Consider the following 14,808-nt stretch of genomic DNA (forward strand, 5'->3'; position numbering starts at 1 on the left):
TTCCCCCGGGCACGTAGGTGGCGTGACGGGCGGGGGAAGGTGGCATGGCCGCGTAGGTAGACGCACGACGCTGTGGGCCTGACGCGCACTCGGGAGTGTATCGGCGGGCAGGGTACGGGGCTGCTCCCGTCCGGCGAAATCACCCGGACGGGAGCAGCCTACTTGTACAAGGGAATTGCGGAATTCCGGGGCGGGAAGGCTCAGGCCTTCTCGTTGACCCAGCTCATCAGCGAGCGCAGCTTCTTGCCGGTGGTCTCCAGCAGGTGGTCCTCGTCGGCCTTCTTGTACTCGTTGTACTTGGGCAGGCCGGCCTTGTACTCGGCGATCCAGGTCTTGGCGAAGGTGCCGTCCTGGATCTCGGCGAGGACCTTCTTCATCTCGGCCTTGGTGGCGTCGGTGATGATGCGCGGGCCGGTGACGTAGTCGCCCCACTCGGCGGTCTCGGAGACCGACCAGCGCATCTTCTCCAGGCCGCCCTCGTACATCAGGTCGACGATCAGCTTCAGCTCGTGCAGGCACTCGAAGTAGGCGATCTCCGGCTGGTAGCCGGCCTCGACCAGGGTCTCGAAACCGGCCTTCACCAGGGCGGCGGTGCCACCGCAGAGGACGGCCTGCTCGCCGAACAGGTCGGTCTCGGTCTCCTCGGTGAAGGTGGTCTTGATGACGCCGGCCTTGGTGGCGCCCAGGCCCTTGGCGTACGACAGGGCCAGCTCGAAGGCCTTGCCCGAGGCGTTCTGCTCGACCGCGACGATCGCCGGGACGCCGCGGCCCTCCTCGTACTGGCGGCGGACCAGGTGGCCCGGGCCCTTCGGGGCGACCATGCAGACGTCGACGTCCGCCGGGGGCTTGATGAAGCCGTAGCGGATGTTCAGGCCGTGGCCGAAGAACAGGGCGTCGCCGGCCTTCAGGTGCGGGGCGATGTCGGCCTCGTAGACATCGGCCTGGATCGGGTCCGGCACCAGGATCATGATGACGTCGGCCTCGGCCGCGGCCTCGGCCGGGGTGACCACGCGCAGTCCGGCCTCCTCGGCCTTGGCACGGGACTTGGACTCCGGCTTCAGGCCGACCCGGACGTCGGCGCCGGAGTCGCGCAGGGACAGCGCGTGGGCGTGGCCCTGGCTGCCGTAGCCGATGACCGCGACCTTGCGGCCCTGGATGATGGACAGGTCGGCGTCGTCTTCGTAGAACAGCTCGGCCACGGGGGCACATCTCCTTGCGTGATGGGTGCCGGGGGTCGCCCCCGGCGGGTTGGGTCTTTGCTACGGCGAAGTCAGGCGCTGCGGTCGAGGGCGCGCAGCGAGCGGTCCGTGATGGAACGCGCGCCGCGGCCGATGGCGACCAGGCCGGACTGGACCAACTCCTTGATGCCGTACGGCTCCAGCATCCGGAGCATGGCCTCCAGCTTGTCCGAACTTCCGGTGGCCTCGATGGTCACCGCTTCGGGTGACACGTCGACGGTCTTGGCACGGAACAGCTGGACGATCTCGACGATCTGCGACCGGGTCTCGTTGTCGGCGCGGACCTTCACCAGGACCAGTTCCCGCTGGATCGCAGCGGACTGGTCGAGTTCGACGATCTTTATCACGTTCACGAGCTTGTTGAGCTGCTTGGTGACCTGTTCCAGCGGGAGGTCCTCGACGTTGACCACGATCGTCATCCGGGACACGTCCGGGTGCTCGGTCGGGCCGACGGCGAGGGAGTCGATGTTGAAGCCCCGACGGGAGAACAGCGCGGCGATGCGGGCGAGCACGCCGGGCTTGTTCTCGACCAGGACGGAGAGGGTGTGCTTGGACATGTGGTTCCTCAGTCGTTCTGGGTTGGCAGGGCCGTCAGTCGAGATCGTCGCCGAAGTCGGGGCGGACGCCCTTGGCGAACTGGATCTCGTCGTTGCTGGTGCCGGCCGCGACCATCGGCCACACCATCGCGTCCTGGTGGACGATGAAGTCGATGACCACCGGGCGGTCGTTGATCTCCATCGCCTGCTTGATGACCGCGTCCAGGTCCTCGGGGCGCTCGCAGCGCAGGCCGACGCAGCCCATCGCCTCGGACAGCAGGACGAAGTCGGGGATGCGGGTGCCCTGGGCCGGCGGCTCGATGCCGTCGTGGCCGGGGCCGGAGTGCAGCACGGTGTTGGAGTAGCGCTGGTTGTAGAAGAGCGTCTGCCACTGCCGGACCATGCCCAGCGACCCGTTGTTGATGACCGCGACCTTGATCGGGATGTCGTTCAGGGCGCAGGTGACCAGCTCCTGGTTGGTCATCTGGAAGCAGCCGTCGCCGTCGATGGCCCAGACCGCCGCCTCCGGGCGGCCCGCCTTGGCGCCCATCGCCGCCGGGACGGCGTAGCCCATGGTGCCGGCGCCACCGGAGTTGAGCCAGGTGCCGGGCTTCTCGAAGCGGATGTACTGCGAGCTCCACATCTGGTGCTGGCCGACGCCGGCGGCGTAGATCGCGTCCGGCCCGACCAGCCGGCCGATCCGCTCGATGACCTGCTGCGGGGAGAGCTGGCCGTTCGGGGCCGGCTCGAAGCCCAGCGGGTAGGTCCGCTTCCACTCGTCGAGCTTCTCCCACCATTCCGCGTAGTCGCCCTTGTGTCCGGCGTCGAACTCGGCCTGGACGGCGACGATCAGGTCGGCCAGCACCTCGCGGGCGTCGCCGACGATCGGGACGTCCGCCGGGCGGTTCTTGCCGATCTCGGCCGGGTCGATGTCGGCGTGCACGATCTTGGCGTACGGGGCGAAGCCGTCCAGCTTGCCGGTGACCCGGTCGTCGAAGCGGGCGCCGAGGGTGAACAGCAGGTCCGACTTCTGCAGCGCGGTGACGGCCGGGACGGAGCCGTGCATGCCGGGCATGCCCAGGTGCTGCGGGTGGCTGTCCGGGAAGGCGCCGAGCGCCATCAGGGTGGTGACGACCGGGGCGCCGGTCAGCTCGGCGAGGATCCGCAGCTCGGCGGTGGCCTGGGCCTTGATCACGCCGCCGCCGACGTAGAGGACCGGACGCTTGCTGCTGACCAGCATCTTCGCGGCCTCGCGGATCTGCTTGGCGTGCGGCTTGGTGACCGGCCGGTAGCCCGGCAGCGCGGTCTCGACCGGCCACCGGAAGGTGGTGGTGGCCTGCAGCGCGTCCTTGGCGATGTCGACCAGGACCGGGCCGGGTCGGCCGGTGGCGGCGATGTGGAAGGCCTCGGCGATCACCCGGGGGATCTCGGCCGGGTCGGTCACCAGGTAGTTGTGCTTGGTGATCGGCATCGTGATGCCGCAGATGTCCGCCTCCTGGAAGGCGTCGGTGCCGATCGCCTTGGAGGAGACCTGGCCGGTGATCGCGACCACCGGCACGGAGTCCATGTAGGCGTCGGCGATCGGGGTGACCAGGTTGGTCGCGCCGGGGCCGGAGGTGGCCATGCAGACCCCGACCTTGCCGGTGGCCTGGGCGTAGCCGGTGGCGGCGTGGCCGGCGCCCTGCTCGTGGCGGACCAGGATGTGGCGCACCTTGACCGAGTCCATCAGCGGGTCGTACGCGGGAAGGATGGCCCCGCCCGGGATGCCGAAGACGGTGTCCGCGCCCACGGCTTCGAGCGAGCGGATGAGCGACTGGGCTCCGGTCATGGTCTCGGCGACGTGCTGGGGAGCGGGAGCGTGGGCGGCCGGGTTGTCCCCGCGGCGGGGGGATGCGGCGTGCTCGGTCATCTGCCTGTCTCTTCTCGGGTTTTGCCGGTCCGGTGCTGCGGGCCCCGGTGGTGCGAGGGTGGGGTCCCGGGCCGGGCCGATCGCCGGCTCTGCCTCAATCGTCCCGCTCGATCCGACGAGTCGGACCCTCCGGGGCGGTCGGGGCCAGGGGTCTTGCGGTGGGAACAGCGTCAGTGCAACAAAAAACCCCTCGTGCCCAAGGGCATGCGAGGGGTGGCGCGTCGGTCTGTCACGAGCGGGGCGTGCGAGCCCACTCAGCCGACGCGCCCGCCAAGTACGAGAATTCGGGTGCGCATGGCAACGACCTTCCTCCCGTCCGGGGTGGCGTGTCAAGCAGGTGGGATGACCGTCTCGCCATGCGGACCGGCTGCCGGACCGGCGGCGGCCGGGCGTTCGGGCAGGTCGGAGGCCCCGCGGTGATGTACGACACGCCCTCCCGCGGGGTCCGCACGGCCACTCGTACGGGGGTCTGCGGCCAGCTGGGCGCGGCGGGCGGACAGCGAGCCGAGCGGCTTGGGCAGCGGGTAGCCGCGGCGGGCCAGCGCCCGGCGCAGCCGGGTCTCGTCCAGCGGCGGCGCGAAGGCCGAGCCCTGGGCCAGCCGGCAGCCCAGCTCCTGCAGCGCGGCGACCTGCCGCGGGAGGTCCACCCCCTCGGCGGCGGTGGCCATCCCGAGGTCCCGGCCGAGTCGCAGGGCGTGCCCGGCCAGGGTGTGGCTGAGCGCGGACTCGCCGAGACCCTGGACCAGCGTGCGGTCCAGCTTGAGCCCGTCCAGCGGCAGCCGCGCGAGCGCCCCCAGGGAGCCGCTGCCGGCGCCGTATCCGGCCAGCCAGGTGGAGACGCCGAGTCCGCGCAGCGCGGTCAGCCGACGGCCGAGCTCGTCGGCGAGCTGGTCCGGACCCGTCCGGGCCACCTCGATCACCAGGTCGCCGGCCGGCAGCCCGGTGTCGCGCAGCGCCGCGGCCACCGTCTCGTACAGGCCGGGTGAGCAGAGCCGCTCGGCGGAGAGCCGGACGGCCACCGGGACGGGCACCGGCACGCCGCCGCGGGCCCGGCCGGACTGCGCGCGCCGGTCGGCGGCGGCCGTGACCGCCTCCTGCACCAGCCAGCGGGAGAACCGGGTCGCCGCGTCGCCGTGTTCGGCGGAGCGCAGGAACTCGGCCGGGGTGAGCAGCAGGCCGCCCGCCGAGCGCCAGCGGGCCTGGGCCTCGATGCCGGTCACCGCGCCGCTCCCGAGGTCCACCACGGGCTGGTGGAGCAGGGTGAAGCCGCCCTCCCGGACGGCCACCCGCAGCCGTTCCTCCAGCTCGGTGCGGCGCTCCAGGTCGGCCCGCATCGCGGGGGCGTAGAGCACCACCCGGCCCTTGCCCTCGGACTTGGCCCGGTACATCGCGAGGTCGGCGTTGCGCATCAGCTCGTCGGCGGCGGCTCTCGGGTCGGCGGCCGGGCCGCGTTCGGGGGTGCCGAAGGCGATGCCGATGCTGGCGGCGACGCCGAGTTCGACGCCGCCGATCCAGTACGGCTCGGAGAGCGCGATCCGCAGCCGCTCGGCCAGCTCCTGGACCTGCAGCCTGCCGAGCGGGCCGCAGACCAGCGCGGCGAACTCGTCGCCGCCGAACCGGGCGACGGTGTCTCCGCAGCGGACGGCGCCCTGCAGCCGGCGGGCGGCCTGCACCAGCAGTTCGTCGCCGACCTGGTGGCCGGCGGTGTCGTTGACCGCCTTGAAGCCGTCCAGGTCGAGGAAGAGCACGGCGATGCCGGCGCCCGTCCCGCCCTGCTGGCCGCGGGTGCCGAGGGCGGCGCGCAGCCGCTGGGCGAACAGCGCGCGGTTGGGCAGGTCGGTGAGCGGGTCGTGGAAGGCGTTGTGCTGCAACTGGGCCTGGAGCATGACCCGTTCGGTGACGTCCCGGCTGTTGAGCAGCAGGCCGTCGCGGTGCCGGCTGACCGTCGACTCGACGTGCAGCCACTCGCCGATGCCGGAGCTGATCCGGCACTCCACCCGGGCCGAGGCCTCCACGGTGCCCGGGGTGCGGTGGGCGGCCAGCCTGACCCGCGCCAGGTAGCGGCGGACCTCGGAGAGCACCCGGCCGACGTCCTCGGGGTGGACCAGGTCCAGCAGGTTGCCACCGACCAGTTCCTCCGGGTCCCGCCCGTAGACGCCGAGCGCCGCCGGGGAGACGTACGAGAGCACGCCGTTGGCCCCGGCGATCATGATGACGTCACTGGAGCCCTGCACCAGGGAGCGGAAGTGCGCCTCCTTGTGGGCGAGTTCCTGGGCCAGTGAGAGATTGTCGAGCAGCATGACGCCTTGCCTGAGGATCAGCGCCAGCCCGACGGTGCATGCAGCCGCGGCCACCACGCGGTCCAACTGGCGCCCGCCGAGGGCGTTGTAGAGGATTCCGGCGGTGCAGACCGCGGCAGCCGCGTACGGGGTGAGCGCGCTGAAGGTGGTGGCCACCCGGCGGCGCGGCAGCCCGCCGGCCGAGGGGTGCTCGCGCAGCGGGCGACGCCAGCGCTGGGACCACGGCGCCCAGGCGAGCAGCAGACTGCCGGTGAACCAGCCCGCGTCCAGCAGGTCGCCGGAGTGGTAGCTGCTGTGCAGCTGCGGGGAGGTGAACAGGGCGTCGCAGATCACCGTGACGGCGAGCGCGAGCATCGCGGTGTGCACCGCCGCCCGGTTGCCGTCCCGGCCGCTGAAGCGCAGCCCCACCACCAGGCTGACCAGCAGGATGTCCAGCACCGGGTAGGCGAGGTTGAGGGCCAGCCGCAGCGGGGAGCAGCCCTCGCCGGCCGCGATCCGGCCGAGCGCCAGGCTCCAGCTGAGGGTGAACAGCGAGCCGGCGATCAGCCAGCCGTCGAGCAGCAGGCACAGCCAGCCGGCCGCCGAGCGGGGGTGCTGGGCGAGCACCAGGACACCGGTGATGGCGAGCGGGGCGAACAGCAGGAAGGCGCAGTCGGCGAGCGAGTCCCGCGGCGGCTGGGTGCGCACGATCAGTTCGTACCAGCCCCAGGTGCCGTTGCCGAGGGAGACCACGAACGAGGAGAGGCCGAACAGTAGCCAGGCCGGGCGGGCGTGGCCGCCGACCGTGCAGCCGTACACCAGGCAGGACAGCGCGGCCGCGAGGGCAGCCGCGGCCAGCCCGAAATCACCCATGAAGATGGCCAGTTGGTGCGATCCCCAGCCGGTGGCGGCGCCCAGCGCGTAGGCCGCGCAGAGCCCGCCGAGTGCGAGGCCGGGCAGCGCGCGGCTCTCCCGGAGCCGACGCAGCGGGCCGCGCCCGGCGGGTGCCGGCGGCTCGGCGGCGGACGTGTCGGTGGGCGGTGCGCCCGGTCGTCCGGGCCCGGGCAGCACCGTATCGGTGGAGCTCACTCGGCCTCTCCCCCTCCGGCCCGGGGCCTGGCGCCCCGGCCACGGGCCACCGGCCGCGCGCCTCTCGGCCGTACGCAGGGGCCTGGCGCCCCGTCAGGACGGCGGCCCAGGGGGCGGGCGGCCTTCCGGTCGCCGCACCGCACCGATGCTCCCGATCGGGACCCTACACCAATTCCGTCACTCAATGACACGCACACTCAACTTAGAGTAATGGCGACAGAGCGGGGAACTGCACTCGATTCCGACCAATCGGCCCGGTTGGCGGCGGCGCGCGGGCAGGGGCTCACGCGGCGCGCACGGGAGCACGCAACGGCGCTCGCCCCTCGCGGCCGCCCTGGCCGCCGACCGTACGGGTACGGTCGGCGGCCTGCGGATTCACCGGCCCGCGGGGGCCAGGTCGTCGGGGAACAGCCGCAACCGGTGGGCCAGCGCGGCCGCCTCGCCCCGGCCGCCGACCTCGAGCTTGCCGAGGATGTTGGACACGTGCACGCTCGCGGTCTTCGGAGAGATGTACAGCTCCTCGGCGATCTGCCGGTTGGTCCACCCCCGCGCGAGCAACCGGAGCACGTCCCGCTCACGGGGGGTGAGCCCGAAGGAGTCGCCGACGGCCTGCACCGGGGCGGCCGCGGCGGCCGGTCGCGCGGCCGGGGTCAGGGTGAGTCCGGCCCGCTCGGCCAGGGCGGCGATCTGCGCCCCGAGCGGCCGATCGCCCCGCGCGGCCGCCAGTTCGGCCGCCTCCCGCAGCAGTTCGGCCGCGGACTCCCGCCGACCGGCCCGGACCTCCGCCTCGGCGGCCCGCAGCAGCGCGAGGGCCAGCGGGTACGGCAGGCCGGTCGGCCGCAGTTCGGTGACCGCCCGCGCCCACTGCTCCGGCGTGTCCGCGGCCCTGGCGCGGGCCAGTTCGGCCTCCAGCAGCCGGGCCCAGCCGTGGTGCAGCGGCGACTGGGGTCGCAGGTCGGCGCCCGCCGCGGCGATCGCGGCCAGCACCTCGGCCCGGCCCGCCTCGGCCTCCGGCAGGCCCAGGCTGTCCGCCTCCACCCCGGCGGCCTCCACCAGCAGCGGGTAGACGTCGGCCTCGTAGCCGAGCCGCCCCTCCTCGGCGAGCGCGGCGAGCAGTTCGGCCCGGGCCTCCAGCGGCCGCCCGCCGTACGCGGCGAGCCGCACGGCCAGCCGGCTGATCGGCACGCTGTGCTGCGCCTGGCCGACCCGGTTCGCCGCCCGGGCCTGCGCCAGCAGGGTCGCCGCGGTGGCGAAGTCCCCCCGCAGGACGGCGAGGTCGCCGCCCATCCGGTCCAGGAACTCGGCGTGGGAGCCGGGCAGGCCGACCAGCTCGCTGGCGGCGAGCAGTTCCTGGGCCTCCCGGACCTGCCCGAGGTCGGCCAGCGCCTCGACCAGGTTGCCGGTCAGGATGTTGCCGATGTTGCGCTGCAGCCCGTTGCCGTCCGCGTACTCCAGGCCCTCCCGGGCCAGCCGCACGGCCTCCTCGGCCCGGCCCAGTCCGCGCTGCATGCTGGCCAGGTTGTTGATGCCGCGCAGCAGGAGGTCCGGCACGCCCAGCTGCCGGGCCCGCTCGACCGCCGCGGTCAGCTCGGCCAGTCCGCCCTCGGCGTCGCCCAGGAGGTCGTAGCGCAGGCTGCCGAGGGTCATCCGGGCGTGCACCTCGACCGAGTGAGCGCCGACCTGTTCGGCGATCCGGATCGCCCGCTGGGCCAGTTCCAGGTGTTCGAGGCGGGGCGATCTGACCACGGCCACCCCGGCCGCCAGGGCGAACACCTCGGCCTGCACGGCGGACGGCGGCAGGCCGTCCACCAGCCGGTACGCGCGGGCGATCTCCTCGTCGTCCCCCGAGCGGCGCAGATTGCCCAGCATCCGGGCCCGGTTGATCCGGAACCACGCCGAGCGCACCGGGTGCTCCGCCTCGTCGACGAGCCGGAGACCGCGCTTGGCCAGGCTCAGGCCGCGCTCGCGGTCGCCGCAGCGCCTGGCCGCGACCACCGCCTCGGCCAGCACGTCGACCAGCTGGATCCGGTCGCAGTCGGCGTCGGCCGGGCTGTGGTCGCAGGAGCCGGGCGGGTAGGTCTCGGCCCAGTCGTACGGGCGCAGGGTGTGCGTCAGCACCTCCTCGGAGACCTGGTCCCACAGCTCCAGGGCGCGTTCCAGCATGCCGAGTTGCTCGGCGAAGGCGTTGCGGCGCCGGGCCGCGCGGGCGGCGTCCAGGGCCGTCGGCAGGGCGCGCGCCGGATCGTGCGCGTGGTACCAGTAGTTGGCCAGCCGGGCGGGCAGCGCGTCGCAGGGGACGAGCTGCGGCTGGGCCTCCACGGCGAGCGCGAACTTGCGGTTGATCCGGTGCCGTTCGCCGGGCAGCAGGTCGTCCGAGACCGCCTCCCGGACCAGCGCGTGCCGGAAGCGGTAGCCCTCGCCCTCGCTGTCCGGGCGCAGGATGTTGGCGCCGACGGCCGCCCGCAGCGCCTCGATCAGCGCCTCCTCGTCGTCGTCCAGGACGGCGGCCAGCAGGGCGTGTTCGACGTGCGAGCCGCCCTCGGCGGCGATCCGCACCACCCGCTGGGCCTCCTCGTCCAGCCCCTCGACCCGGACCAGCAGGATGTCCCGCAGCGAGTCGGTCAGCCCGGCGCCGCAGCCGTCCTCGAAGGCGGTGGCCAGTTCCTCGACGAAGAACGGGTTGCCCTCCGAGCGGCGGAGGATGCGGTCCACCAGCTGGTGGTCGGGGGCGCCGGTGCCGAGGATGCCGGCCAGCTGGGCCGCGACCTCGCGGCGGCCGAACCGCGCCAGCTCCAGCCGCTGGACGGTGCGCAGCCGTTCGAGCTCGGCGAGGAAGGGGCGCAGCGGGTGGCGGCGGTGCAGGTCGTCGGTGCGGTAGGTGGCGACCAGCAACACCCGCGAGCGGTGCAGGGTGCGCACCAGGAAGGCGAGCAGTTCCCGGGTGGAGCGGTCGGACCAGTGCAGGTCCTCGACGGCGAGCACGAGGGTACGTTCCGCGCCGAACCGTTCGAACAGCCTCGCGGTGTGCTCGAACAGCCGGGCCCGGCCGTACTCGTCGTTGGGTTCGCCGTCCGCCTCGCCGAACTCGGAGAGCAGCCGGGCCAGGTGGCCCTCGCTGCCGGCGGCCGCGGCCTCGAACTCGGCGCCCAGCGAGCGGTGCAGCCGGCGCAGCGCGGTGGCCAGCGGCGCGTACGGCAGGCCCTCGGCGCCGACCTCCAGACAGCTGCCGAGCGTGGTGACCGCTCCCCCGTCGCAGGCCCGCTGCAGGAACTCCTCCAGCAGCCGGGTCTTGCCGATGCCGGCCTCGCCGCCGATCAGCACGGCCTGCGGGCTGCCGGTGCCCGCGCGGCGCAGCGCGTCGGTCAGTTCGGTGATCTCGCTGCCGCGGCCGACGAAGACGGGACTGACCGATATCTGCTGCATGGAGGCGAGCATGCCATAGCCGGAGCCGCCGGTGAGAGGGGTTATCTCGCCCGGCGAACGCCCGGAGGGGGAGGCGCTCTCCCGTGGCGCCTCCCCCTCCGGAACTCCTCCGGCACCGCCATGGTGCCGCACCGTCAGCACTCCGGCTGACGCACGGGGCGCCGCTGGAAGCGGGCGGCCACCGGACGGCGGCGGAGGCGGCCGGTCCGCCTGGCCTCGCGGACCAGACGCTCGTGCTCGGCACGGAGTTCGAGCTCGTGGGCCTGCTGCTGGATGAGCTGGTACTCGATCACTTCGGTTCCCCTTCGGGTTTCACCTTCGTTTCCCTGACGAGTAAGAGCTTCCTCCCCCAGTGGGGGGTGCCACATCGGGAGCGTGCCCCATCTTCCGAAGGCCGGATGCCTTAGATGGGGCGCCGAAAAAGGCTTAAGGCCCTGTCTCACCTAGATACATAGGTGAGACAGGGCCTTAGGCCTTACTTAGAGGGCCTTAGACGCCTTAGACGCCTTAGGAAGGTGGCCTCAACGGCTCAGGCGACCATGGATGACTCAGGCGGAGACGCCCGGCTTCTCCAGAGCGTGCCTACTGTCCTTCCGCGCCGAGCCGCTCCAGGATCAGATCCTTGACGCGCGCCGCGTCCGCCTGGCCGCGGGTGGCCTTCATGACCGCACCGACCAGCGCGCCCACGGCCGCGACCTTGCCGTCGCGGATCTTGGCGGCGACGGCCTCGTTCTCGGCGATGGCCTGGTCGACGGCCGCACCCAGGGCGGAGTCGTCCGAGACCACGGCCAGGCCGCGCTTCTCGACGACCTCGTCCGGCTCGCCCTCGCCGGCCAGCACGGCCTCGATGACCTGACGGGCCAGCTTGTCGTTCAGCTTGCCCTCGGCGACCAGCGCGGTGACCCGGGCGACCTGCGCCGGGGTGATCGGCTGCTCGGCCAGCTCGGTGCCGGTCTCGTTGGCGCGGCGGGCCAGCTCGCCCATCCACCACTTGCGGGCCTGGTCGGCCGGGGCGCCGGCCGCGATGGTCTCCTGGATCGGCTCGACCGCACCGGCGTTGAGCACGGACTGCATGTCCTTGTCGGACAGGCCCCACTCGGCCTGCAGCCGGGCGCGACGCACCCGCGGCAGCTCCGGCAGCGCGGCGCGCAGCTCCTCGACCCACTCGCGGGAGGGGGCCACCGGCACCAGGTCCGGCTCCGGGAAGTAGCGGTAGTCCTCGGCGTTGTCCTTGATCCGGCCCGAGGTGGTGGTGCCGTCGTCCTCGTGGAAGTGGCGGGTCTCCTGGACGATGGTGCCGCCGTCGGTCAGCACGGTGGCGTGGCGCTGGATCTCGAACCGGGCGGCCCGCTCCACGCTGCGCAGCGAGTTGACGTTCTTGGTCTCGGAACGGGTGCCGAAGGTCTCGGTGCCGTGCGGGCGCAGCGACAGGTTGACGTCGCAGCGCATCTGGCCCTTGTCCATCCGGGCCTCGGAGACGCCCAGGGACTTGATCAGCTCGCGCAGCTCGGCGACGTACGCCTTGGCGACCTCGGGGGCGCGCTCGCCCGCGCCGACGATCGGCTTGGTGACGATCTCGATCAGCGGGATGCCGGCCCGGTTGTAGTCGAGCAGCGAGTGGGTGGCCCCGTGGATGCGGCCGGTGGCGCCGCCGACGTGGCTGGACTTGCCGGTGTCCTCCTCCATGTGGGCGCGCTCGATCTCCACGCGGAAGGTCGAGCCGTCCTCCAGCTGCACGTCGAGGTAGCCGTTGAAGGCGATCGGCTCGTCGTACTGCGAGGTCTGGAAGTTCTTGGGCATGTCCGGGTAGAAGTAGTTCTTCCGCGCGAACCGGCACCACTCGGCGATCTCGCAGTTCAGCGCCAGGCCGATCTTGACCGCCGACTCCACGCCCACCGCGTTGACCACCGGCAGCGAGCCCGGCAGGCCCAGGCAGGTCGGGCAGGTCTGGCTGTTCGGCTCGGCGCCCAGCTCGGTCGAGCAACCGCAGAACATCTTGGTCTTGGTACCGAGCTCGACGTGGACCTCAAGGCCCATCACCGGGTCGTACGACGCGAGAGCGTCCTCGTAGGAGACCAGGTTCATGACGCTCACAGCGTCCCTTCTCAATTCTGAAGACTCGGGAGGTACGGGCCCGGCCGCCGCGTGGCGCGGGGCCGGGCCGGGGCACTCGGCTCGGCTCAGCCCAGCAGCACGTCGTCGGAGCCCAGCTGACGGAGCTCCCGCACCAGCAGGGCGGTGCCGGTGATCAGCGCGGCGGCGCCGACCAGGGCGTTGACCAGCTTGAGGGTGTCGTTCTCCTCGCGGGCCTTGCGGGCGTCCTTGACGATGGAGATCGCGCCGAAGGCGCTGGTGCCGATGGACAGCCAGAGACCGGGCTTGCTGTGCTTGAAGCCCTTGAGCGAAGCGGACTGGGCCTTGGCCTTCTCGATCTTGCTCACAGTGCCGGTACCTCCTCCAGCAGGGTGTGCCCCCACTTGTCGTTGAGTGCGGCCTCGACGGCGCCGCCCACTCGGTACAGGCGGTCGTCCGCCATCGCGGGAGCGATGATCTGCAGGCCGACCGGGAGATTGTCCTCCGGAGCCAGGCCGACCGGCAGCGACATGGCCGCGTTGCCCGCCAGGTTCGACGGAATCGTGCACAGGTCGGCCAGGTACATCGCCATCGGGTCGTCGGCGCGCTCGCCGATCGGGAAGGCGGTGGTCGGCGTGGTCGGCGAGACCAGGACGTCCACGCCGGCGAAGGCGGAGTCGAAGTCGCGCGAGATCAGCGTGCGCACCTTCTGGGCCGAGCCGTAGTAGGCGTCGTAGTAGCCCGAGGAGAGGGCGTAGGTGCCCAGGATGATGCGGCGCTTGACCTCGTCGCCGAAGCCGGCCTCGCGGGTCAGCGCGGTGACCTCCTCGGCCGAGCGCGAGCCGTCGTCGCCGACCCGCAGGCCGTACCGCATGGCGTCGAAGCGGGCCAGGTTGGAGGAGCACTCCGACGGGGCGATCAGGTAGTACGCCGGCAGCGCCAGGGTGAAGGACGGGCAGGACACCTCGACGACCTCGGCGCCCAGCTCGCGCAGCAGTTCCACCGACTCGTCGAAGCGCTGCATCACGCCGGTCTGGTAGCCCTCGCCGGCGAACTCCTTGACGACGCCGATCCGCATGCCGCGGACGTCGCGCATCTTCGCCGCCTCGACCACGGCCGGGACGGGCGCGTCGATCGAGGTGGAGTCCAGCGGGTCGTGCCCGGCGATGGCCTCGTGCAGCAGCGCCGCGTCCAGCACCGTGCGGGCGCACGGGCCGCCCTGGTCCAGGCTGCTGGAGAAGGCGACCAGGCCGTAGCGGGACACCGAGCCGTAGGTCGGCTTGACGCCGACGGTGCCGGTGACGGCGCCGGGCTGGCGGATCGAGCCGCCGGTGTCGGTGCCGATCGCCAGGGGGGCCTCGAAGGCGGCCAGCGCGGCGGCCGAACCGCCGCCGGAGCCGCCGGGGATGCGGGTGAGGTCCCACGGGTTGCCGGTCGGGCCGTAGGCGGAGTTCTCGGTGGAGGAGCCCATCGCGAACTCGTCCATGTTGGTCTTGCCGAGGATGACCACACCGGCGTCCTTGAGACGGGTGGTCAGGGTGGCGTCGTAGGGCGGGATCCAGCCCTCCAGCATCTTCGACCCGCAGGTGGTCGGGATGCCCTTGGTGGTGAAGACGTCCTTGAGCGCGAGCGGGACGCCGGCCAGCGGGCCCAGCTCCTCGCCCTTGGCGCGCTTCTCGTCGACGGCCCGGGCGGCGGCCAGCGCGCCCTCGGTGTCGACGTGCAGGAAGGCGTTGACCTTCTTGTCGACGGCCTCGATGCGGTCCAGGTGCGCCTGGGCGACCTCGACGGCGGACACCTCGCCCTTGGCGATGGCGCCGGCGGTCTCAGCAGCGGTGAAGCGGATCAGCTCGGTCATCTCGGTCAGTCCTCCCCGAGGATCTGCGGGACACGGAAACGCTGCTCCTCGGCGGCGGGGGCGCCGGACAGCGCCTGCTCCGGGGTGAGCGACGGCCGCACCTCGTCCGCGCGCATGACGTTGGTCAGCGGCAGCGGGTGGGAGGTCGGCGGTACGTCCTGTCCGGCGACCTCGGAAACGCGGGCGACCGCGCCGATGATCACGTCGAGCTGCTCGGCGAAGTGGTCCAGCTCTTCGGGCTTCAGCTCAAGACGCGACAGCCGGGCGAGGTGGGCGACCTCCTCGCGCGTGATGCCAGGCATGCAGCGATCCTCAGGGTGAGTTCTGGTGAGACCCGGCGACGCCTTCGGCGGTACCGGGCCCGGGCAGGAGCAGCCGGGTTCGGCGCTCCGTCCTCGTGGTC

At 72.5% G+C, this 14,808-nt stretch carries 10 protein-coding genes; all 10 read right to left on the reverse strand.

The window, feature by feature from the left end; genetic code table 11:
* Window positions 1–200: 200 nt before the first annotated feature.
* Window positions 201–1,199: a ketol-acid reductoisomerase gene (ilvC, locus tag BOQ63_RS18295; protein WP_030286967.1), complete on the reverse strand. Its 999-nt coding sequence runs from the start codon at window positions 1,197–1,199 to the stop codon at window positions 201–203.
* Window positions 1,200–1,270: 71 nt separating this feature from the next.
* Window positions 1,271–1,795, reverse strand: coding sequence for an acetolactate synthase small subunit (gene ilvN, locus BOQ63_RS18300; RefSeq protein WP_030286969.1), 525 nt, complete (start codon window positions 1,793–1,795; stop codon window positions 1,271–1,273).
* 34 nt (window positions 1,796–1,829) lie between these two features.
* Window positions 1,830–3,683 carry an acetolactate synthase large subunit gene (locus BOQ63_RS18305; RefSeq protein WP_030286971.1) on the reverse strand — a complete coding sequence of 618 codons (1,854 nt, stop codon included), beginning with the start codon at window positions 3,681–3,683 and terminating at the stop codon, window positions 1,830–1,832.
* A gap of 329 nt (window positions 3,684–4,012) precedes the next feature.
* Complete coding sequence (locus tag BOQ63_RS18310; protein ID WP_030553720.1) at window positions 4,013–6,949, reverse strand: putative bifunctional diguanylate cyclase/phosphodiesterase; 2,937 nt, start codon at window positions 6,947–6,949, stop codon at window positions 4,013–4,015.
* Between the two features lie 477 nt (window positions 6,950–7,426).
* A complete protein-coding gene (locus tag BOQ63_RS18315; protein ID WP_223885968.1) occupies window positions 7,427–10,474 on the reverse strand; it encodes a helix-turn-helix transcriptional regulator in 3,048 nt (1,015 codons plus the stop codon).
* Between the two features lie 134 nt (window positions 10,475–10,608).
* Window positions 10,609–10,767: a hypothetical protein gene (locus BOQ63_RS18320; protein ID WP_157846589.1), complete on the reverse strand. Its 159-nt coding sequence runs from the start codon at window positions 10,765–10,767 to the stop codon at window positions 10,609–10,611.
* Window positions 10,768–11,056: 289 nt separating this feature from the next.
* The gene (gene gatB, locus BOQ63_RS18325) at window positions 11,057–12,568 is read right to left on the reverse strand and encodes an Asp-tRNA(Asn)/Glu-tRNA(Gln) amidotransferase subunit GatB (RefSeq protein ID WP_030286977.1); all 1,512 of its coding nucleotides are present in this window, start codon (window positions 12,566–12,568) and stop codon (window positions 11,057–11,059) included.
* Window positions 12,569–12,654: 86 nt separating this feature from the next.
* Window positions 12,655–12,915 (reverse strand): hypothetical protein, encoded by a 261-nt coding sequence (locus BOQ63_RS18330; protein WP_078656666.1) that lies wholly within the window; start codon window positions 12,913–12,915, stop codon window positions 12,655–12,657.
* Window positions 12,912–14,405 carry an Asp-tRNA(Asn)/Glu-tRNA(Gln) amidotransferase subunit GatA gene (gene gatA / locus BOQ63_RS18335; protein ID WP_030286981.1) on the reverse strand — a complete coding sequence of 498 codons (1,494 nt, stop codon included), beginning with the start codon at window positions 14,403–14,405 and terminating at the stop codon, window positions 12,912–12,914. The genes BOQ63_RS18330 and gatA overlap by 4 nt, the downstream gene beginning before the upstream one ends.
* Before the next feature lie 5 nt (window positions 14,406–14,410).
* Complete coding sequence (gatC, locus tag BOQ63_RS18340; protein WP_030057414.1) at window positions 14,411–14,707, reverse strand: Asp-tRNA(Asn)/Glu-tRNA(Gln) amidotransferase subunit GatC; 297 nt, start codon at window positions 14,705–14,707, stop codon at window positions 14,411–14,413.
* Window positions 14,708–14,808: the final 101 nt, after the last annotated feature.

Origin of the sequence: Streptomyces viridifaciens (genome assembly GCF_001888885.2) — a bacterium.
In the GTDB taxonomy this organism is placed as follows: domain Bacteria; phylum Actinomycetota; class Actinomycetes; order Streptomycetales; family Streptomycetaceae; genus Kitasatospora; species Kitasatospora aureofaciens.

Bases quoted from the DNA above. Each gene is read 5' to 3' on its own strand.
- gatC (WP_030057414.1), bottom strand. From the start codon at position 14,707: ATGCCTGGCATCACGCGCGAGGAGGTCGCCCACCTCGCCCGGCTGTCG.
- BOQ63_RS18305 (WP_030286971.1), bottom strand. From the start codon at position 3,683: ATGACCGAGCACGCCGCATCCCCCCGCCGCGGGGACAACCCGGCCGCC.
- BOQ63_RS18315 (WP_223885968.1), bottom strand. From the start codon at position 10,474: ATGCAGCAGATATCGGTCAGTCCCGTCTTCGTCGGCCGCGGCAGCGAG.
- ilvN (WP_030286969.1), bottom strand. From the start codon at position 1,795: ATGTCCAAGCACACCCTCTCCGTCCTGGTCGAGAACAAGCCCGGCGTG.
- gatA (WP_030286981.1), bottom strand. From the start codon at position 14,405: ATGACCGAGCTGATCCGCTTCACCGCTGCTGAGACCGCCGGCGCCATC.